Source organism: Pseudomonas sp. NPDC089734 (genome assembly GCF_044748865.1).
GTDB lineage: Bacteria > Pseudomonadota > Gammaproteobacteria > Pseudomonadales > Pseudomonadaceae > Aquipseudomonas.
Genome location: NZ_JBIVGV010000026.1, coordinates 1 through 20,451, shown reverse-complemented (window position 1 = coordinate 20,451; position 20,451 = coordinate 1). Strand labels below are relative to the sequence as shown.

The 20,451-nt window shown below is 58.5% G+C and carries 16 protein-coding genes, 3 tRNA genes and 3 pseudogenes; 17 read left to right on the top strand and 5 right to left on the bottom strand.

Annotated features, from left to right (window positions below):
- Positions 1 to 53: 53 nt before the first annotated feature.
- From ACIPY9_RS23235 to ACIPY9_RS23225, 3 genes and pseudogenes are all read left to right on the top strand, one after another.
- Positions 54 to 542, top strand: coding sequence for a MarR family winged helix-turn-helix transcriptional regulator (locus ACIPY9_RS23235; RefSeq protein WP_400707146.1), 489 nt, complete (start codon positions 54 to 56; stop codon positions 540 to 542).
- Between the two features lie 76 nt (positions 543 to 618).
- Complete coding sequence (locus ACIPY9_RS23230; protein WP_400707144.1) at positions 619 to 1,824, top strand: HlyD family efflux transporter periplasmic adaptor subunit; 1,206 nt, start codon at positions 619 to 621, stop codon at positions 1,822 to 1,824.
- 42 nt (positions 1,825 to 1,866) lie between these two features.
- Positions 1,867 to 3,417: pseudogene (locus tag ACIPY9_RS23225) on the top strand (DHA2 family efflux MFS transporter permease subunit); the annotation flags it as partial.
- Positions 3,418 to 3,498: 81 nt separating this feature from the next.
- Here ACIPY9_RS23225 and lpxH read toward each other — a convergent pair.
- Together lpxH and ACIPY9_RS23215 are read right to left on the bottom strand one after the other, a co-directional pair.
- On the bottom strand, positions 3,499 to 4,245 hold the full coding sequence (lpxH, locus tag ACIPY9_RS23220) for a UDP-2,3-diacylglucosamine diphosphatase (protein ID WP_400707141.1): 747 nt from the start codon (positions 4,243 to 4,245) through the stop codon (positions 3,499 to 3,501).
- Positions 4,242 to 4,745 (bottom strand): peptidylprolyl isomerase, encoded by a 504-nt coding sequence (locus ACIPY9_RS23215; protein WP_400707138.1) that lies wholly within the window; start codon positions 4,743 to 4,745, stop codon positions 4,242 to 4,244. Before ACIPY9_RS23215 ends, lpxH begins: the two co-directional genes overlap by 4 nt.
- Before the next feature lie 210 nt (positions 4,746 to 4,955).
- Between ACIPY9_RS23215 and ACIPY9_RS23210 the strand changes: the two genes are divergently transcribed.
- Complete coding sequence (locus tag ACIPY9_RS23210; protein ID WP_400707135.1) at positions 4,956 to 6,650, top strand: glutamine--tRNA ligase/YqeY domain fusion protein; 1,695 nt, start codon at positions 4,956 to 4,958, stop codon at positions 6,648 to 6,650.
- Between the two features lie 10 nt (positions 6,651 to 6,660).
- Positions 6,661 to 8,043 (top strand): cysteine--tRNA ligase, encoded by a 1,383-nt coding sequence (gene cysS / locus ACIPY9_RS23205; protein WP_400707132.1) that lies wholly within the window; start codon positions 6,661 to 6,663, stop codon positions 8,041 to 8,043.
- Between the two features lie 48 nt (positions 8,044 to 8,091).
- Here cysS and ACIPY9_RS23200 read toward each other — a convergent pair.
- Together ACIPY9_RS23200 and ACIPY9_RS23195 are read right to left on the bottom strand one after the other, a co-directional pair.
- Positions 8,092 to 8,199 (bottom strand): annotated as a pseudogene (locus tag ACIPY9_RS23200) (helix-turn-helix domain-containing protein); the annotation flags it as partial.
- 65 nt (positions 8,200 to 8,264) lie between these two features.
- Positions 8,265 to 9,948 (bottom strand): annotated as a pseudogene (locus tag ACIPY9_RS23195) (sigma-54-dependent Fis family transcriptional regulator); the annotation flags it as partial.
- Positions 9,949 to 10,239: 291 nt separating this feature from the next.
- On the opposite strand from ACIPY9_RS23195, the gene ACIPY9_RS23190 reads away from it, so the two are divergent.
- The 6 genes from ACIPY9_RS23190 to ACIPY9_RS23165 all read left to right on the top strand — a co-directional run bounded on the left by ACIPY9_RS23190 (position 10,240) and on the right by ACIPY9_RS23165 (position 16,245).
- Complete coding sequence (locus tag ACIPY9_RS23190; protein ID WP_400707129.1) at positions 10,240 to 11,334, top strand: ABC transporter ATP-binding protein; 1,095 nt, start codon at positions 10,240 to 10,242, stop codon at positions 11,332 to 11,334.
- A complete protein-coding gene (locus ACIPY9_RS23185) occupies positions 11,334 to 12,443 on the top strand; it encodes an ABC transporter ATP-binding protein (RefSeq protein ID WP_400707126.1) in 1,110 nt (369 codons plus the stop codon). The genes ACIPY9_RS23190 and ACIPY9_RS23185 overlap by 1 nt, the downstream gene beginning before the upstream one ends.
- Positions 12,440 to 13,303, top strand: a complete 864-nt coding sequence (locus tag ACIPY9_RS23180) for a carbohydrate ABC transporter permease (protein ID WP_400707123.1) — start codon at positions 12,440 to 12,442, stop codon at positions 13,301 to 13,303. The genes ACIPY9_RS23185 and ACIPY9_RS23180 overlap by 4 nt, the downstream gene beginning before the upstream one ends.
- 9 nt (positions 13,304 to 13,312) lie before the next feature.
- Complete coding sequence (locus ACIPY9_RS23175) at positions 13,313 to 14,113, top strand: carbohydrate ABC transporter permease (RefSeq protein WP_400707120.1); 801 nt, start codon at positions 13,313 to 13,315, stop codon at positions 14,111 to 14,113.
- An 11-nt stretch (positions 14,114 to 14,124) separates the two neighbouring features.
- Positions 14,125 to 14,397: a DUF2160 domain-containing protein gene (locus ACIPY9_RS23170; protein WP_400707117.1), complete on the top strand. Its 273-nt coding sequence runs from the start codon at positions 14,125 to 14,127 to the stop codon at positions 14,395 to 14,397.
- 75 nt (positions 14,398 to 14,472) lie between these two features.
- Positions 14,473 to 16,245, top strand: a complete 1,773-nt coding sequence (locus ACIPY9_RS23165) for a carbohydrate ABC transporter substrate-binding protein (RefSeq protein ID WP_400707114.1) — start codon at positions 14,473 to 14,475, stop codon at positions 16,243 to 16,245.
- A 59-nt stretch (positions 16,246 to 16,304) separates the two neighbouring features.
- Here the strand turns inward: ACIPY9_RS23165 and folD are convergent, their stop codons facing one another.
- Positions 16,305 to 17,159, bottom strand: coding sequence for a bifunctional methylenetetrahydrofolate dehydrogenase/methenyltetrahydrofolate cyclohydrolase FolD (gene folD, locus ACIPY9_RS23160; protein ID WP_400707111.1), 855 nt, complete (start codon positions 17,157 to 17,159; stop codon positions 16,305 to 16,307).
- A gap of 298 nt (positions 17,160 to 17,457) precedes the next feature.
- Between folD and ACIPY9_RS23155 the strand changes: the two genes are divergently transcribed.
- The 6 genes from ACIPY9_RS23155 to ACIPY9_RS23130 form a co-directional block, all read left to right on the top strand.
- Positions 17,458 to 17,534 (top strand) — tRNA-Arg (locus tag ACIPY9_RS23155).
- Between the two features lie 52 nt (positions 17,535 to 17,586).
- Positions 17,587 to 17,662: transfer RNA gene (locus tag ACIPY9_RS23150), tRNA-His, on the top strand.
- A 63-nt stretch (positions 17,663 to 17,725) separates the two neighbouring features.
- A tRNA-Leu gene (locus ACIPY9_RS23145) sits at positions 17,726 to 17,810 on the top strand.
- Between the two features lie 372 nt (positions 17,811 to 18,182).
- Positions 18,183 to 19,493, top strand: coding sequence for a trigger factor (gene tig / locus ACIPY9_RS23140; protein ID WP_400707108.1), 1,311 nt, complete (start codon positions 18,183 to 18,185; stop codon positions 19,491 to 19,493).
- A 91-nt stretch (positions 19,494 to 19,584) separates the two neighbouring features.
- Entirely contained in the window at positions 19,585 to 20,226 is a 642-nt protein-coding gene (gene clpP, locus ACIPY9_RS23135; protein ID WP_122315766.1) for an ATP-dependent Clp endopeptidase proteolytic subunit ClpP, read from the top strand.
- Positions 20,227 to 20,332: 106 nt separating this feature from the next.
- Positions 20,333 to 20,451 (top strand): ClpX C4-type zinc finger protein (locus ACIPY9_RS23130; protein ID WP_400707236.1); only part of this gene is annotated, 119 nt, incomplete at its 3' end.

Below are 20,451 nucleotides of genomic sequence, written 5' to 3'. Positions count from 1 at the left end.
CTTAGGCAGTAATATCGCCACATTACTGCCTAAGCAGCTTTTATGGTGAGTTCTTGAAACATTTTACGCCCGAGAATTTCGATTCCAGCCTGATGGGGTTACTGGTCGGTCGCACCAATGCTCTCAAGGACCGCATGCTGGACAAGTACCTGCTGCCTTATGACGTCACCTTCTCGCAGTTCAAGGTGCTGATCATCATTGCCCAGTTCTCGCTCGATACGCCGGTCGAATTGTGTCGGCACCTGTCGCTGGACAGCGGCTCCATGACACGCATGCTCGATCGCCTTGAGCAAAAGGACCTGATCGTGCGCACCCGTTCGGAAGCCGATCGGCGTCAGGTGCACGTGGCCTTGAGCGAGCAGGGGCGCAAACTTTCGGATCTGTTGCCGCAGATCGGCGCCGATGCGATGAACGACACCTTTGCTGCGCTGGACAAGGAAGAAGTCGAAACCCTGCAGCGAATTCTGACCAAGGTGCTGGTGGCCGCCGACGACCACATCACCCTCACTCGCCTGAGCTTCAAGTCCACAGGCATGAAGTGAATGGCTGTGACCGGCATCGTCGGATCACGTTTCGATCTCCCGCAATGACTGCTTCACCGACTACAAGGTAATACTCATGGCCACTGCCGCTACTGAAAAAACATCTGCCGGTTCATCGCAGGATACAAACCCCGGCAAGCGCCGATTCATGTTGCTGGTGGTTGCCTTTGTCGTCCTGCTTGGCGGCGCGGCGGTCTGGGCCTGGCATGAGTTCTACGGTCGCTGGAGTGAAAGTACCGACGATGCCTACGTCAATGGCAATGTCGTCGAGATCACGCCTCTGACCACCGGCACCGTCATCAGCATCGGAGCCGATGACGGGGATCTGGTGCGTGAGGGCCAGGTGCTGATCAAGTTCGACCCCAGCGATGCCGAAGTCAGCCTGCAAAGCGCCGAGGCCAATCTGGCCAAGGTGGTGCGCCAGGTGCGCGGGCTCTACAGCAATGTCGATGGCATGAAGGCTCAGTTGGCCGCGCAGCGTGCCGAAGTGCAGAAGGCTCAGGACAACTATGCCCGTCGCCGGACTCTGGCCGTGACCGGGGCGATCTCCAAGGAGGAGCTGTCTCATGCCAAGGACGACCTGACCAGTGCGCAAAACGCATTGCTCAATCTCCAGCAGCAACTGGCCAGCAGTGTTGCGCTGGTGGACGACACAGTCGTGTCCTCGCATCCGGATGTGAAGGCGGCCGCCGCGCAATTGCGTCAGGCGTATCTGGCCGATGCCCGTACCACCGTGGTTTCTCCCGTCACCGGCTATGTGGCCAAGCGCACCGTGCAACTGGGTCAGCGAATCCAGCCGGGCACCGCGACCATGGCCGTCATCCCTCTGAATCAGCTGTGGATCGACGCCAACTTCAAGGAAACCCAGCTGGGCAAGATGCGTATTGGCCAGCCGGTCGAAATCACCTCTGACCTGTACGGCAGCCATGTGAAATACAGCGGCACCATCGACAGTCTGGGTGCTGGCACCGGCAGTGCCTTTGCGTTGCTGCCCGCCCAGAACGCGACCGGTAACTGGATCAAGATCGTTCAGCGTGTGCCGGTACGGATTCATATCAACCCTGAAGAGCTGGCGAAGAATCCCCTGCGGATCGGCCTGTCGACCATGGTCGATGTGGACCTGCATGACCAGAGCGGCCCCGTGCTGGCCCAGCAACCGCCGAAGAAGGCGACTTTCAGCACCACGGTCTACGCGGAGCAACTGGCCGATGCCGACGCCATGATCGCCCGTCTGATCCATGACAACAGTGCCGCCGGCAGCAAGGCGACTGCCCAGCGCTGATCCGCCAATCCGCAAGCCCCGACCTTCCGGCCGGGGTACCGCTTTCGTGTCCAGGGATTTGCGATGAGCAACAACGCTCCAGCCTCGTTTACGCCGCCCAGTCTGCTGATGTGCACCATCGGCCTGTCGCTGGCGACCTTCATGCAGGTACTCGATACCACCATTGCCAACGTCGCCTTGCCGACCATTTCCGGGAATCTGGGCGTGAGTTCGGAGCAGGGGACGTGGGTCATCACCTCCTTTGCGGTGAGCAACGCGATTGCCTTGCCACTGACCGGCTGGCTCAGCCGCCGCTTCGGAGAGGTCAAGTTGTTCCTGTGGGCGACCCTGCTGTTCGTGCTGGCGTCGTTCCTGTGCGGGATTTCCCAGTCGATGCCGGAACTGGTCGGCTTTCGGGTCTTGCAAGGCGTAGTGGCCGGGCCGCTTTATCCCATGACCCAGACCCTGCTGATCGCGGTGTACCCTCCTGCCAAGAGGGGGATGGCATTGGCACTGCTGGCCATGGTCACGGTGGTCGCGCCGATTGCCGGGCCGATTCTGGGGGGCTGGATCACCGACAGTTACAGCTGGCCGTGGATTTTCTTCATCAACGTGCCGATTGGCCTGTTTGCGGCCTGGGTGGTGCGTTCGCAGATGGCCAGGCGTCCGGTGAGTACCAGTCGTCAGCCGATGGATTATGTCGGGCTGCTGACCTTGATCATTGGTGTGGGGGCCTTGCAGGTCGTTCTGGACAAGGGCAACGACATGGACTGGTTCGAGTCGAACTTCATTGTGATCGGCTCGCTGATTTCTCTTGTCGCGCTGTCAGTGTTCGTGATCTGGGAGATGACGGACAGGCATCCCATCGTCAACTTGCGCCTGTTCGCCCATCGCAACTTCCGGATCGGCACGCTGGTGCTGATCGGCGGCTATTCGGCGTTCTTCGGGATCAACCTGCTGTTACCGCAATGGTTGCAGACCCAGATGGGGTACACCGCGACCTGGGCCGGGCTGGCAGTGGCGCCCATCGGTATCCTGCCGGTGCTGCTGTCGCCTTTTGTCGGCAAGTACGCCCATCGCTTCGACCTTCGTCTGTTGGCGGGCCTGGCCTTTCTGGCCATGGGCTTGAGCTGCTTCATGCGTGCGCGATTCACCAATGAAGTGGATTTCGAGCATGTGGCGCTGGTGCAGATGTTCATGGGGATTGGTGTGGCGCTGTTCTTCATGCCGACCCTGAGCATTCTGCTGTCGGACCTGCCGCCCCACCAGATTGCCGATGGCTCGGGTCTGGCGACGTTCCTCAGGACATTGGGCGGCAGCTTTGCGGCGTCTCTCACCACCTGGATCTGGATTCGTCGCGCCGATCAGCACCATGCCTACCTGAGCGAGAACATCAGCACCTTTGAACCGGCCACCCGCGATGCGCTGAACAGTCTGGGCGGCGCAAGCCCTCAGGCTTATGCGCAACTGGAGCAGACGCTCAACAGTCAGGCCTACATGATGTCCACGGTGGACTATTTCTACATGCTGGGCTGGGTGTTTGCGGGGTTGATCCTGCTGGTGTGGTTTGCCAGGCCCCCGTTTGCTGCCAAGGCCGGGCCGGGCGGGCATTAATGCTGTAGGAGCGAATTCATTCGCGAAGGTCATCGCGAATGAATTCGCTCCTACAGAGCCCTGTTGTGCCCCGCAAGCGAATCAGTTCAACAAAACCATCTGCTCAGGCGGAAAATCGAACGCATTGAGCGAAAAGCCTTGTTCATCCACCTGCAAGGCCCAGCCCTGACGGTCCCAGTCGCCCAGCACGATGCGCTGTGCGGTCTGGTCGCCGATCTGCAGTTTATGGATGGCCGGGCGATGGGTATGCCCGTGAATCAGGGTGCGGACGCCATATTGCGCCATCACCTGAGGAATGAATTCGGGAGTGACATCCACGATGTCATTGGCCTTCATGCGGGTCTGCGCACGGCTTTCGTTGCGCAGCTTGCGGGCCAGCTTGTGCCGGGTATTCAGAGGGAGGTGCCGCAGGACCCACAAGGTCAGCGGGTTGCGCAGGTAGCGGCGCATGCGGATATAGCCTTCATCGCGTGTACACAGGCTGTCACCGTGCATCAACAGCACCGGCTCGCCATTGAGCGGCACGACGCTCGGATCGCTCAACAGGGTGCAGCCGGCCGCCTTGCAGAAGGCTTTGCCGATCATGAAGTCGCGGTTGCCGTGCATCAGGAAAACCTGGGTGCCGCTGTCGCTCAGTTCGCGCAGGGCCTGGCAGATCGAGCTCTGGAACGGCGACATGGCGTCGTCACCGATCCAGACCTCGAAGAAATCCCCGAGGATATACAGCGCCTTGGCCTGGCGTGCCCGGCCAGAGAGTAGATCCAGAAACGCCCGGGTAATGTCCGGACGTTTTTCCTCAAGATGCAGGTCGGAGATCAGCAGTATCACTCAACGATCTCTGCTTTCTCGATGATGACGTCTGTGGTCGGCACGTCCTGGTGGCCGGCTTTGCTGGTGGTCGCAACGCCCTTGATCTTGTCGACGACTTCGGAGCCTTCGATCACTTCACCGAACACGGCATAGCCCCAGCCTTGAACGGTCGGTGCGCTGTGGTTCAGGAAGCTGTTGTCGGCCACGTTGATGAAGAACTGCGCGGAAGCCGAATGCGGCTCCATGGTGCGAGCCATGGCAATGCTGTACTTCTTGTTCTGCAGGCCGTTGTTGGCTTCGTTCTGGATGCTTGGGCGCTTGTCTTTCTTTTCTTTCATGCCAGGCTCGAAACCGCCGCCCTGGATCATGAAATTACCGATGACACGGTGGAAAATGGTGTTGCTGTAGTGGCCGGCCTTGACGTATTCGATGAAGTTGGCAGCGGTGATCGGAGCCTTCTCGGCGTTCAGTTGCAGAACGATGTCGCCGTGGTTGGTAGTCAGTTTTACTTTGGACATATCGAAAGTCGCTCTTTTGGCATTCATGAATGGGCGCAGTATCTCCCTGACGCGCAGTTTACAGGGGAGGTTACATATTTCAGGTATTTTGCTGCTTTTATACCCCTCTAATGCGCACACTGTTGTCAGGGGATTGACAGCTTCGGCTATGATAAGCGCTTTGATTTAGTCGGCCTACCCTGGCCGCGCACTTGTATGTCCAAGGATCCTATGAGCAAGCCCACTCCAGAACCCGCTGCGAATTCAAAGGCAGGCCCTGTCGTCCCTACCAATTTCCTGCGTCCGATCGTGCAGGCAGACCTGGATTCAGGCAAGCACACCCAAATCGTGACCCGCTTTCCGCCGGAGCCCAACGGCTATCTGCACATCGGTCATGCCAAGTCGATCTGCGTGAACTTTGGCCTGGCCAACGAGTTCGGTGGTTCGACGCACCTGCGTTTCGACGACACCAACCCGGCCAAGGAAGACCAGGAATACATCGACGCCATCATGAGCGACGTCAAGTGGCTGGGCTTCGAGTGGGCGGGCGAAGTGCGTTACGCCTCGCAGTATTTCGACCAGTTGCACGACTGGGCGGTCGAGCTGATCAAGTCGGGCAAGGCCTATGTCGACGACCTGACTCCCGAGCAGGCCCGCGAGTACCGTGGCAGCCTGACCGAGCCGGGCAAGAACAGCCCGTTCCGTGAGCGCAGCGTCGAGGAAAACCTGGACCTGTTCGCCCGCATGAAGGCCGGTGAGTTCGAGGACGGTGCCCGTGTACTGCGCGCCAAAATCGACATGGCCTCGCCGAACATGAACATGCGCGACCCGATCCTGTATCGCATTCGTCATGCCCACCACCACCAGACCGGCGACAAGTGGTGCATCTACCCCAACTATGACTTCACCCACGGTCAGTCCGATGCCATCGAGGGGATTACCCACTCGATCTGCACCCTGGAATTCGAAGGCCATCGCCCGTTGTACGACTGGTTCCTGGACAACCTGTCGGTGCCGAGCAAGCCGCGTCAGTACGAATTCTCGCGCCTGAACCTGAGCTACACCGTCACCAGCAAGCGCAAACTCAAGCAACTGGTCGACGAGAAGCACGTCAGTGGCTGGGATGACCCGCGCATGTCGACGCTGTCGGGCTTCCGCCGTCGTGGTTACACCCCGGCTTCGATCCGCAATTTCTGTGAAATGGTCGGCACCAACCGTTCCGATGGCGTGGTGGACTTCGCGATGCTGGAATTCAGCATTCGTGACGACCTGGACCGCAACGCACCGCGTGCCATGTGCGTGCTGCGCCCGTTGAAGGTCGTGATCACCAACTACCCGGAAGGCCAGGTCGAGAAGCTCGAACTGCCGCGTCATCCGAAGGAAGACCTGGGCGTTCGCGAACTGCCGTTCGCTCGCGAGATCTACATCGATCGCGACGACTACATGGAAGAGCCGCCAAAAGGCTACAAGCGCCTGGAGCCAGCCGGTGAGGTCCGTCTGCGCGGCAGCTATGTGATCCGTGCCGACGAGGCCATCAAGGATGCCGAGGGCAATATCGTCGAACTGCGCTGCTCCTACGACCCTGACACCCTGGGCAAGAACCCCGAAGGCCGCAAGGTCAAGGGCGTGATCCACTGGGTTCCGGCGGCCGAGAGCGTCGAGTGCGAAGTGCGCCTGTACGATCGTCTGTTCCGTTCTGCCACGCCTGACAAGGCTGAAGACGGCGCCACCTTCCTGGAAAACATCAATCCCGATTCCCTGCAAGTACTGACGGGTTGTCGTGCTGAACCTTCATTGGGGCAAGCGCAGCCGGAAGACCGTTTCCAGTTCGAGCGCGAAGGTTATTTCTGCGCGGACATCAAGGACTCGAAGCCAGGTCGTCCGGTATTCAACCGCACAGTGACATTGCGGGATTCCTGGAGCTGAGGTTAGCCAAGTGCTTTCAATCTACAACACGCTCACGAAGAGCAAAGAAGTCTTCAAGCCGCTGGATGGCAACAAGGTACGGATGTACGTCTGCGGCATGACCGTGTACGACTTCTGTCACCTGGGCCACGGGCGCAGCATGGTGGCGTTCGATCTGGTGACCCGCTGGCTGCGGTTCAGCGGCTATGACCTGACTTACGTGCGCAACATCACCGATATCGATGACAAGATCATCAATCGTGCCCGTGAAAACGGCGAATCGTTCGACGCGCTGACCGCGCGCATGATCGATGCCATGCACGAGGACGAAGCGCGTCTGAACATCCTCAAGCCGGACATGGAGCCGCGTGCCACCGATCATATCGCGGGCATGCACACCATGATCCAGACCCTGATCGACAAGGGGTACGCCTACGCACCGGGTAACGGCGACGTGTATTACCGCGTCGGCAAGTTCCTGGGCTACGGCAAGCTGTCGCGCAAGAAAATCGAAGACCTGCGCATCGGTGCCCGCATCGAAGTGGAAGAGGCCAAGGACGACCCGCTGGATTTCGTGCTCTGGAAGGGCGTCAAGCCCGGCGAGCCGAGCTGGGAGTCGCCATGGGGGCCGGGACGTCCCGGCTGGCATATCGAATGCTCGGTGATGTCCACCTGCTGCCTGGGTGAGACGTTCGACATTCATGGCGGCGGCAGCGACCTCGAGTTCCCGCACCATGAAAACGAAATCGCCCAGAGCGAGGCCGCTACCGGCAAGACCTACGCCAATGCCTGGATGCACTGCGGCATGATTCGCATCAATGGCGAGAAGATGTCCAAGTCCTTGAACAACTTCTTCACCATTCGCGACGTGCTGGAAAAATATCATCCGGAAGTGGTGCGTTACCTGCTGGTGTCCAGCCACTACCGCAGCGCGATCAACTACTCCGAAGACAGCCTGAAAGAGTCCAAGAGTGCGCTGGAGCGTTTCTACCATGCGCTCAAGGGCCTGCCAGTGGCGGAGCCTTCGGGTGGCGAGGCGTTCGTCGAGCGTTTCACGACAGCCATGAACGATGACTTCGGCACGCCAGAGGCCTGTGCGGTGCTGTTCGATATGGTGCGTGAGATCAACCGTCTGCGTGACAGCGATCAGGCGGCGGCAGCCGGTCTGGCGGCACGCTTGAAGCAACTGGCCAGCGTGCTGGGCGTGTTGCAGCTCGAAGCGGAGGATTTCCTGCGTGCCGGCGCTGAAGGGCGTGTCGATGCGGCCGAGGTCGAAGCCTTGATCCAGGCGCGTCTGGATGCTCGCAGCGCCAAGAACTGGGCTGAATCCGATCGCATCCGCGACCAGCTCACCGCCATGGGCGTGGTGCTGGAAGATGGCAAGGGCGGTACGACCTGGCGTCTGGCGGATTGATTGGCTGACGCCTTCGCGAATGAATTCGCTCCTGCCGTAGGAGCGGATTTATCCGCGAAGCTCCTGTTCCCGCAACCGCTTGTAAAGCGTGTTGCGGGACACCCCCAACCGTTTGGCCAGCAATGAAATATTGCCTCCAGCCTCCTGCAACAGGTGGTTCAGGTTATCGGTAGACGGAAAACTTCCCTTTATCAGCCGCGGCGTCACGGGCTTCTCTCTCTTCTCATCGATCTGCGCATCCAGAAAGAAATCTTCCGGCAGGTGTTCCAGCATGATCGTCTGCTCATCGGCCAGTGCCAGTGCGACCTGAATCACGTTGTTGAGTTGACGAATATTGCCCGGCCATGGGTGATGCTCGAACAGTTCAAGCACCTCTCTGGAAAATCCGGCCTGTTGATGAGGTTCGCGGTGCCGTTCCCAGATCCTTTGAATCAGCGTCTGTTTATCGGTGCGCTCGCGTAAGGGAGGCAGTTCGATATTCAGCCCGCTGATCCGGTAATACAGGTCCTGACGAAAATGCCCTGTCTGTACCCGCTCGCGCAGGCTGTGATTGGTGGCTGAAATCAGGCGGATGTCCACAGGATGCAGCTCGCTGCTACCCAGGGGCTGAACGCAGCGTTCCTGCAATACCCGCAGCAGACGCGCCTGTACGGGCAGGGGCATATCACCGATTTCGTCGAGAAACAGCGTGCCTTTATCGGCCTTGCGTATAAGCCCGATACTGCCTTTCTGATGGGCTCCGGTGAACGCGCCCCTGTTGTAGCCGAACAGTTCCGACTCCACCAGTTCGGCCGGGATGGCTGCGCAATTGACGGCCATCAAGGGCTGGCTGGAGCGGGAACTGGCCTGGTGCAGGGCCTTGACGAAGACTTCCTTGCCGACGCCGGTTTCACCGTGAATCAACAGCGGAATGTCCTTTTCCAGCAGCCGTTGCGCCTGTCGTACCGCCTTTTCGACTTTTGCATCGCCCAGGTCGATGGCGTGGAGATCCAGTGCCGGGCGGGAAGGGGGAGGCGGGCTGGATGGAATGGCCTGTAGGTGGACCGGTTTGCGTCGCGGGCGCTTGAGCAGGCACTGGAAACGGTTATTGCCGACGGCATGCAGCGCAAAGGGACGGGCTTCGGGCTCGCTGAGCAGTTGCAGGATCGGGCATTTGAACAGGTCTTCAATGTTGACCCCTGACAGACTCGTCCCCAACAGGTTATCGGCCCGCCGATTGGCGCACAGAATCCTGCCGCTTTCATCGAAAATCAGCAGGCCTGCCCACTGGCTGTCCAGATTGGTCAGGCCGGTATTGAAGGTCAACTGGAAGTGAGTGTCGCGGAACTGGTCGAGAATCAGCCGGTTTTCCACCGACTGGCTCATCATTTTCACCATGCCCAGCGTGTGGGAGGGTGGCAGGAAGCTGTCGCTGGAGACATCCAGTATGGCGATCATGCGTCGATCTGCATCGAAAATCGGTGAGGCCGAGCCTGTCATGAAACGATTGGCCTTGAGGAAGTGTTCGTCGGGCTCGATATGCACCGCCTGTTCGCAGACCAGTGCCGTGCCGATGGCATTGGTGCCCGCGCCGCGTTCATTCCAGTTGGCTCCGGCCATGAAGCCCTGAGTCTGCGCCGCGTTGGCAAAACGCTGGGAGCCCCATGAGGTGAGCAATTGACCGTGGTTGTCGGCCAGCAGGATCAGGCAATTGGAGTTGCTCAGGATATTTTCATAGAACGGCAGCACCTCCTGATGGGTGGTCTGTACGAGGGAGTGATGGCGTTCGAGCAGCTGTGAAATCTGCGTGTCCGGCAATACGTCGAACGATGGTCGCGTCTGATGGCTGAGCCCGAAGTCCCGGCAACGTGTCCATGAGTCCTGAATGATGAGGTCGTGAGCGAGCGATGAGCTGGAGGTGGCCATGAGCATGGACCCTGCTGTCTTGTTGTTTTTGTGTCAGGTCTTGCAGGGAGCATCCGTGCCCGAAGCGTTCATCCAGTGTCGTTCAGAACTGTTCAAAGTCAATGTTCAACCTGTTCAAGTGTTCAGCGTTTTCTGTTCATTTTTGTTCACCTGTGAAGAGTGTCTGGCAGCGTCATAAAAGTCAGAGGCTCTGGCCCGGCATTCTCGAAGCGGAAGGTTGATCTGGCACGAATGTCGCTCTGTGCACCTGCCGAGCAGCATCCCGAGAAGAAAAAATAAAAAGGGCACGCCATGTCACTTACGCTGGAACACGTCAGTCGTGCAGTCGATGGTCAGGTCTGGGTCGACGACGCCTCCCTGAGTTTTGAGCCTGGATCCTTCAATGTCCTGTTGGGCCGGACCCTGTCCGGCAAGACCAGCCTGATGCGCCTGATGGCCGGGCTGGACAAGCCCGACAGCGGACGGATTCTGATGAACGGTGTCGATGTCACGCAGCGCCCCGTGCGCCAGCGCAATGTATCGATGGTCTATCAGCAGTTCATCAATTACCCGAGCATGACGGTGTTCGAGAATATCGCTTCGCCATTGCGTCAGGCGGGGGCCTCCAGAGAGGTGATCCAGAGCCGGGTGCTGGATACTGCGAAGATGCTTCGTATCGAAAGATTTCTCCAGCGCTATCCTCTGGAGCTGTCCGGCGGGCAGCAGCAGCGCACCGCCATGGCCAGGGCGCTGGTCAAGGATGCCGAGCTGATTCTGTTCGATGAGCCGCTGGTCAACCTCGATTACAAATTGCGCGAAGAGCTGCGCCAGGAAATGCGCGAGCTGTTCGCGGCGCGCCACACCATCGCCATTTATGCCACCACCGAACCCAACGAAGCCCTGGCGCTGGGCGGTACGACCACCATTCTCCACGAAGGTCGTGTGATCCAGAGTGGCAAGGCTGCCGAGGTCTATCAGCGACCAGGCACGGTGCTGGCGGCCGAGCTGTTCTCCGAGCCCCCCATCAACCTGATGCCCGGTCGTATCGAGGGTAACGAAGTCAGTTTCGCCAATTTCGTGCATTTCCCTCTCAATGCGGACCTGCGCAAGATCGGTGACGGTGAATACCGCTTCGGTGTGCGGCCCAGTCATCTGAGCCTTGTGCCCTCCAATGATGACGATCTGGAGCTGGCCGTCACGGTCGAGCTGGCGGAAATCAGCGGTTCCGAGACCTTTCTGCATGTGCGCAACGAGCTGTTTGCACTGGTCCTGCACTTGCCGGGCGTGCATGGCTATGACGTGGATGCGGCGATCCGGGTGTATATCCCGACCCACAAGCTCTTTGTGTTCGATCAGCAGGGGCGTCTGATTCAGGCGCCCGGTCTGCGCATGGCGAGGGTTGCCTGATGGCCGAGATCCGTTTGCAGAACCTGGCCCACAGTTACAGCGCCAACCCGGGGCCTGACGATTACGCCATCCGGGAAATGACCCATGTCTGGGAGCAGGGCGGTGCCTATGCACTGTTGGGGCCTTCCGGGTGTGGCAAGTCCACGTTGCTCAATATCATTTCCGGCCTGTTGAGCCCGTCCCAGGGGCAGGTGCTGTTCGACTCCAGAGAGGTCAACGCACTGAGTCCCGAACATCGCAACATCGCTCAGGTTTTCCAGTTTCCGGTGGTCTACGACACCATGACGGTCTTCGATAACCTGGCTTTTCCGTTGCGCAATCAGGGGCTGGATGACAAGCGGGTTCAGGCCAAGGTGCTGGAAATCGCCGAGGTCCTGGATTTGCAGCCTTTGCTGAAAAAGAAGGCACGCAATCTGACGGCCGACGAGAAGCAGAAGGTGTCCATGGGGCGCGGGCTGGTTCGCGATGACGTCTCGGCGATCCTGTTCGATGAGCCGCTGACGGTGATCGACCCTCATCTGAAATGGAAACTGCGCCGCAAGCTCAAGCAGATCCATGAGCAGTTCAATATCACCATGGTCTACGTCACCCACGATCAACTGGAGGCTTCGACCTTCGCCGACAAGATCGCGGTGATGTACGGCGGCCAGATCGTGCAGTTCGGCACGCCCCGGGAGCTGTTCGAGAAGCCACGCCACACCTTCGTCGGTTATTTCATAGGCAGTCCGGGCATGAACCTGATCGAGGTCCGGCCGCAGGGCGACGGCGTGGTGTTCGGGGACGTGCATGTGCCGTTGTCCGGCCCCTTGCAGCAACTGATCGCTCATACACCGTTCACCAGTCTGAAGATCGGTATTCGCCCCGAGTTCATTCATGTCTGGGACGGCCCCTACGATGAGGCGATGTGTGCCGAGGTGGTGTATGTGGAGGATCTGGGCACCTACAAGATCCTGACCCTGTCGCTGGCCGGGCAAAAGCTCAAGGTGCGCCTGCCCGAAGACAAGCCGGTGCCTCAGGGCCAGGCCTGGATCAGTTTTCCGGGGCAGTGGTTGATGCTGTACGCCGACGATTTCTTGCTTGAATCCGGTCAGGAGCGGGGGACGCCATGAACAAGGTCCATAACAACAAGGCCTGGTGGCTGGTGGTGCCGGTTTTCCTGCTGGTGGCGTTCAGTGCCATCGTGCCGATGATGACGGTGGTCAATTACTCGGTGCAGGACATCTTCGACCAGTCCAACCGCTATTTCGTGGGCGCAGACTGGTATCGCCAGGTCTTGCAGGACCCGCGCCTGCACGACTCTCTGTTACGGCAGTTCATTTATTCGGGCTGCGTGCTGCTGATCGAGATTCCGCTGGGTATCGCCATCGCCCTGACCATGCCGACCAAGGGGCGATGGTCATCGCTGTGCCTGATCATCATGACCCTGCCGCTGCTGATCCCCTGGAATGTGGTCGGCACCATCTGGCAGATCTTTGGTCGCGCCGATATCGGCCTGTTGGGCTGGAGCCTCAATCAACTGGGCATCAGCTACAACTATGCGGCCAACACCATGGATGCCTGGGTGACGGTGCTGGTCATGGATGTCTGGCACTGGACCTCGCTGGTCGCGCTGCTGTGCTATTCGGGGCTGCGGGCCATTCCGGATGTGTACTACCAGGCGGCGCGTATCGATCGGGCGTCGAGCTGGGCCGTGTTCCGGCATATCCAGTTGCCGAAGATGAAAAGCGTGCTGTTGATCGCGGTGATGTTGCGCTTCATGGACAGCTTCATGATCTACACCGAGCCGTTTGTCCTCACCGGTGGCGGGCCGGGTAATGCCACGACTTTCCTGAGCCAGACCCTGACGCAAATGGCGATCGGCCAGTTCGACCTGGGGCCGGCGGCGGCGTTTTCGCTGGTGTACTTCCTGATCATTCTGCTGGTGTCGTGGCTGTTCTATACCGCGATGACCCATAACGACAAGAACTGAGGATCGGTCATGAATGCGCGAAAGGCGGTGCCGCTGTTGATCTATATCCTGTTTCTGCTGGTGCCGATCTACTGGTTGCTGAACATGTCGTTCAAGAGCAACACGGAAATTCTCGGCAGCCTGACCCTGTGGCCCCAAGACTTCACGCTGGCCAATTACCGGGTGATCTTCACCGATCCCAGTTGGTACAGCGGTTATATCAATTCGTTGTATTACGTTTGCCTGAATACGGTCATTTCCCTGGCGGTGGCCTTGCCGGCGGCCTATGCGTTTTCTCGCTACCGGTTTCTGGGTGACAAGCACCTGTTCTTCTGGTTGCTGACCAATCGCATGGCACCTCCGGCGGTATTTCTGCTGCCGTTCTTCCAGCTCTACTCCTCGATCGGCCTGTTCGACACCCATATCGCTGTGGCGCTGGCCCATTGTTTGTTCAACGTGCCACTGGCGGTATGGATTCTGGAGGGCTTCATGTCAGGCGTTCCCAAGGAAATCGATGAAACCGCCTACATCGACGGCTATAGCTTTCCACGCTTCTTCGTGAAGATCTTTGTGCCGCTGATCGGCTCCGGCATCGGTGTCACGGCGTTCTTCTGCTTCATGTTTTCCTGGGTCGAATTGTTGCTGGCGCGCACGCTGACATCGGTCAACGCCAAGCCCATTGCAGCGGTCATGACCCGCACGGTTTCTGCGTCGGGCATCGACTGGGGAGTGCTGGCGGCAGCCGGGGTCTTGACCATTCTGCCAGGCATGCTGGTGATCTGGTTCGTGCGCAATCATGTGGTCAAGGGCTTTGCCCTGGGCCGGGTCTGAGGAGACGGGATATGGAATGGATGGCCTGGACTTCACTGACGGCAGGCTTCTTCGCGGCCATTGCAGTGCTGTTGATTGGCATGACGGTGTGGGAACTGAGCTCGCCCTGCGTCGAGCGTCGCGGTTTTCTGCCGATCGAAACCAGCCGTGGCGACCGTCTGTTCATTGGATTGCTGGCAAGTGCCTACCTGCATTTGCTGGTCATCGGCGTGACGGACTGGAGCATCTGGATCGCCTCGCTGGTATCGCTGGTGTGGTTGTTTGTCGTAATGCGTTGGGGGTAGCCGAATCACTGTTTTATGCCGGGACTGTCCGGGAGGCGGCAACGTGCCCTGGGTAATAATCATCTGGAGGTGTCTATGTTCTACAAAAACAACAAGCTGAGACATAGCGTGGCGCTGGCTTCGATGCTGGCGTGCAGTGGATTGAGCGTGACGGCGTGGGCTGATGCCTATCAGGATGCCGCCAAGAAATGGATCGGCGCCGAATTCAAGCCTTCGACCCTGACCCCCGAGCAGCAGATGGCCGAGCTGGAATGGTTCATCAAGGCGGCTGAACCGTTTCGCGGGATGGAAATCAAGGTGGTGTCGGAGACCCTGACCACCCATGAGTACGAGTCCAAGACCCTGGCCAGGGCGTTTACCGAAATCACTGGCATCAAGCTCACCCACGACCTGGTGCAGGAAGGGGACGTGATCGAGAAGATCCAGACCCAGATGCAGTCGGACAAGAACATCTATGACGGCTGGGTCAACGATTCGGATCTGATCGGCACCCATTTCCGTTATGGAAAGGCGCAATCGCTGACGGAGCTGATGGCCAGTGATGCAGGCAAGAAGGTGACGTCGCCGACGCTGGATCTGAAGGATTTCATTGGCCTGTCCTTCACGACTGCGCCGGATGGCAAGGTTTACCAATTGCCTGATCAGCAGTTCGCCAACCTCTACTGGTTCCGTGCCGACTGGTTCGAGCGTGCCGACCTGAAAGAGAAGTTCAAGGCCAAGTACGGGTATGAGCTGGGCGTGCCGGTCAACTGGTCCGCCTACGAAGACATTGCCAAATTCTTCAGTGAAGACGTCAAGGAAATCGACGGCAAGCGCATTTATGGCCACATGGACTACGGCAAGAAAGACCCTTCTCTGGGCTGGCGCTTTACGGATGCCTGGTTCTCCATGGCCGGGGGCGGTGACAAAGGGTTGCCGAACGGTCTGCCGGTGGACGAGTGGGGGATTCGGGTCGAAAACTGCCGTCCGGTGGGTTCCAGCATCACCCGTGGCGGTGATACCAACGGACCGGCTGCGGTGTTCGCGACTCAGAAATACATCGACTGGCTCAAGGCTTATGCGCCGCCGGAAGCCGCGGGCATGACGTTCTCGGAGTCCGGTCCGGTGCCTTCCCAGGGCAACGTCGCACAGCAGATTTTCTGGTACACCGCTTTTACCGCCGACATGACCAAGCCCGGTTTGCCGGTGATGAATGCCGACGGCACGCCCAAGTGGCGCATGGCGCCTTCGCCCAAGGGGCCGTACTGGAAAGACGGCATGAAACTGGGCTATCAGGATGTGGGGTCGTGGACCTTCCTGTACTCGACACCTGAAAAGCAACGGTTGGCCGCTTGGCTGTACGCGCAGTTCGTGACCTCGAAAACCGTGTCCCTGAAGAAAACCATCGTGGGTCTGACGCCGATTCGTGAGTCGGACATCAACTCCAAAGAGATGACCGAGCTGGCGCCCAAACTGGGTGGTCTGGTGGAGTTCTACCGCAGCCCGGCACGGGTGCAATGGTCGCCGACTGGTACCAACGTCCCGGACTACCCGAAACTGGCTCAGCTGTGGTGGAGTCATGTGGCGGAAGCGGTCACCGGCGAGAAGACGGCACAGCAGGCACTGGACGGGTTGGCCAAGGATCAGGATTCCATTCTGATGCGGCTTGAACGCTCCAAGGCCCAGGAAAAGAGCGGCTGCGCACCGAAGCTGAACCCGGAAACCACGGCTGAAGAGTGGTACAAGAAAGGCGAGGCGAGCCCGGATGGCTGGGCGGCTCCGCAGCGCAAACTGGCCAACGAGAAACCGAAAGGCGAGACCGTGGCGTATTCCGAGTTACTGAAAAGCTGGGAGGCGGCGCGCAAGTAAGCCGTCACCCAAATAAAAACGGCACCTGTTTCAGGTGCCGTTTTTTATTGGATAAACACTCAGTCGTGCAGGCTTTCTGCCGCATACAGGGTGTTTTCCAGCAGGCAGGCGCGAGTCATCGGACCAACGCCGCCCGGTACTGGTGTGATCCAGCCAGCGCGGGGCAGGGCGGTTTCGTACACAACGTCACCGACCAGCTTGCCATCGTCCTGACGGTTGATGCCCACGTCGATGACGATGGCACCCGGCTTGATCCACTCGCCCTTGACCAGGCCGGGCTTGCCGGCTGCGACCACCACCAGATCGGCGCGTGCTACATGGCCTGCCAGATCCTTGGTGAAACGGTGGGTCACGGTGACGGTGCAGCCAGCCAGCAACAACTCCATGGCCATCGGGCGACCGACGATGTTGGAGGCACCTACGACGACAGCATCCAGCCCGTACAGATCGACACCGGTGCTTTCCAGCAGGGTCATGATCCCTTTCGGGGTGCAGGGACGCAGCAGCGGGATGCGTTGGGCCAGGCGGCCGACGTTATAAGGGTGGAAACCGTCGACGTCCTTGTCAGGACGAATGCGCTCCAGCAGCAGGGAGGCGTCCAGATGTGCAGGCAATGGCAGTTGCACAAGGATGCCGTCGACACTGGCGTCGTCGTTGAGGCGATCGATCAGCTCGGTCAGCGCAACCTGTGTGGTCTCGGCGGGCAGGTCGTAGGCCTGGGAAATGAAGCCGACTTCCTCGCAGTCCTTGCGCTTGTGAGAGACATAAACCTGGGAAGCGGGGTCGCTGCCCACCAGAATCACCGCGAGGCCCGGCGTACGCAGGCCTTGCTCGCGACGTTCGGCGACACGTTTGGCGATCTGCTGGCGCAGGCTGGCGGCGATCGCTTTGCCGTCGATAAGTTGTGCAGTCATGACGCGTGATTAACCATCGAGAGGAAAAAAATGAGCGCGCATTCTCGCATGACATGACGCACGGGCAAAGGCGCTTGGTCTGCATATTCAGCTAACTCCTTTATCTGACTGAATTTTTTTTAAAAAAGAGTTGACGACCCATGGGGGCATCTATAAGATTCGTCGCACTTGCCGGGCAGCACCCCGCACCGCTAAACAAGACGGCGCTGGTTGATGTAAGTCAGGTGGAGCTGAAGTTAAGCTCGACGTGATTAAAAGCCTTGTAATTTGTAATCGTTAAAGAATGCAGATTATATAAGTGCCCGTAGCTCAGCTGGATAGAGCATCCGCCTTCTAAGCGGATGGTCGCAGGTTCGAGTCCTGCCGGGTGCGCCATTAAAGGCGGCTTTGGCACGGTAGGTAAGTTGTAGTAGTTACATGCAATATGGTGGGCGTAGCTCAGTTGGTAGAGCACAGGATTGTGACTCCTGTTGTCGTGGGTTCGATCCCCATCGTCCACCCCATATTCGGAAAGGCGCCAGACTTATTACTGATAATCTGGCGCCTTTGCTTTAAAAGCTTGTAACGCGGATGTGGTGGAATTGGTAGACACACTGGATTTAGGTTCCAGCGCCGCAAGGTGTGAGAGTTCGAGTCTCTCCGTCCGCACCAAGATATGAATGGCGAACTGATTGGATTTTGCCATTTAAAGAAAAGCCGCCTAGTGCGGCTTTTTTTGTTTCAGCGTGTTGGTTTTATCGTCTCGCTGGCTGGTTGGTGTATTGCCGCCGGTCGAGCGGGGCGCGCTACGTGGATGGAGTCGGTAGCGGTCCGGTGCACGTGCTTCCTTTATATAGCCCGTGCCAGACGCGTTGCCATTGAAGCGAAGGCTTTGGTGTCTTTGCTTGCTGGCAGTCCGATTTCATCCTCTTAAACCTGCCCTTTTTCAGTAGGGTGACTTCTTGAGTTTGACCCACTAGAATGCATGCCCTTGATTCTGGGGTCGGAAACGGCCGGCTAACGTCTGTGCAACGAGGAATATCCATGCAAGTTTCTGTTGAAAATACTTCCGCTCTTGAGCGCCGCATGACCATTGGCGTGCCTGCCGAACGCATCGAGACTGAAGTCAACAAGCGTCTGCAGCAGACCGCACGTAAAGCCAAGATCCCGGGCTTCCGCCCTGGCAAAGTGCCTATGAGCGTGATCCGCCAGCGTTATGAAGATGGTGCGCGTCAGGAAGCGCTGGGTGATCTGATCCAGGCTACCTTCTACGAAGCTGTGGTCGAGCAGAAGCTGAACCCGGCTGGCGCACCTGCCGTAGAGCCAAAGTCCTTTGAAAAAGGCAAGGACCTGGAATACATCGCTACTTTCGAAGTGTTCCCAGAGTTCACTGTTGCCGGTTTCGAGTCCATCTCCGTCGAGCGCCTGTCGGCTGACGTGGCTGACAGCGATCTGGACAACATGCTGGAAATCCTGCGCAAGCAGAACGTCCGTTTTGAAGTGGCCGATCGTGCTGCCCAGAACGAAGACCAGCTGAACATCGATTTCGTTGGCAAGGTTGACGGCGAAGTCTTCGCTGGCGGTTCTGCCACCGGCACTCAGCTGGTTCTGGGTTCCGGCCGCATGATCCCGGGCTTCGAAGACGGTCTGGTGGGTGCCAAGGCGGGCGAAGAGCGCGTTCTGAACGTCACCTTCCCTGAGGACTATCAGAACCTGGAGCTGGCTGGCAAGGCTGCCGAGTTCACCGTCACCGTCAACAGCGTTTCCGAGCCAAAACTGCCTGAGCTGAACGAAGAGTTCTTCAAGCAGTTCGGCATCAAGGAAACCGGCATCGACGGCTTCCGCACCGAAGTTCGCAAGAACATGGAGCGTGAACTGCGTCAGGCCATCAAGTCCAAGGTCAAGAACCAGGTCATGGACGGTCTGCTGGCCGCCAACCCGATCGAAGTGCCAAAGGCTCTGCTGGAAAACGAAGTCAACCGTCTGCGCGTCCAGGCTGTTCAGCAGTTCGGCGGCAACATCAAGCCTGACCAACTGCCGGCCGAGCTGTTCGAAGAGCAAGCCAAGCGTCGTGTCGAGCTGGGCCTGATCGTTGCCGAAGTGGTCAAGCAGTTCGAGCTCAAGCCTGATGACGCTCGCGTTCGCGACCTGATCCAGGAAATGGCTTCCGCTTACCAGGAGCCTGAGCAGGTTGTAGCCTGGTACTACAAGAACGAACAGCAAATGAACGAAGTACGTTCGGTTGTGCTCGAAGAGCAAGTTGTAGATACTGTTTTGCAGAAAGCTAGCGTGACCGACAAATCGGTCTCCTACGAAGAAGCGGTCAAGCCGGTAGAAGCTCCAAAAGCCGACTGATTTCTCCTTTCGTTCGAAAACACCCACAAGCCAGCCTTCGCGCTGGCTTGTGCGTATTCAAGACTCGACTATTTGGGAGTGAATGCAGGACATGTCCCGCAATTCTTATATTCAGCAGAACTCTGACATCCAGGCCGCTGGCGGCCTGGTCCCGATGGTTATCGAGCAGTCCGCCCGTGGCGAACGCGCCTATGACATCTATTCGCGCCTTCTCAAGGAGCGAGTGATCTTTATGGTTGGTCCGGTAGAGGACTACATGGCCAACCTTATTGCGGCGCAACTGCTGTTCCTTGAAGCGGAAAACCCGGACAAGGATATCCATCTCTACATCAACTCGCCGGGCGGTTCGGTGACGGCAGGCATGTCGATCTACGACACCATGCAGTTCATCAAGCCGGACGTATCGACCATCTGTATCGGTCAGGCCTGCAGCATGGGTGCTTTCCTGCTGGCTGGCGGTGCCGAGGGCAAGCGTCACTGCCTGCCGAACTCGCGCATGATGATTCACCAGCCATTGGGCGGTTTCCAGGGGCAGGCGTCGGATATCGACATCCATGCCAAGGAAATCCTGCACATTCGTCATCGCCTGAACTCGCTGCTGGCCCACCACACCGGCCAGAGCCTTGAAACCATCGAGCGTGACACCGAGCGTGACAACTTCATGAGCGCGGACCGTGCGGCGGAATACGGCCTGATCGATTCCGTGATCAGCAAACGTCAAATGCCTGCCTAAGTGACCCAAAATGTAGGTGGTTGGGCCAACCAGCCGCCTGCGGACTTGAAAAAGCCCGCAATAGCCTTCATCTTGTGTTGCAAGCCTACCGGATTGGATCGATCGAATGACTGACACCCGCAACGGCGAGGACAACGGCAAACTGCTCTATTGCTCCTTCTGTGGCAAAAGCCAGCATGAAGTACGCAAATTGATTGCCGGCCCCTCGGTCTTTATCTGCGACGA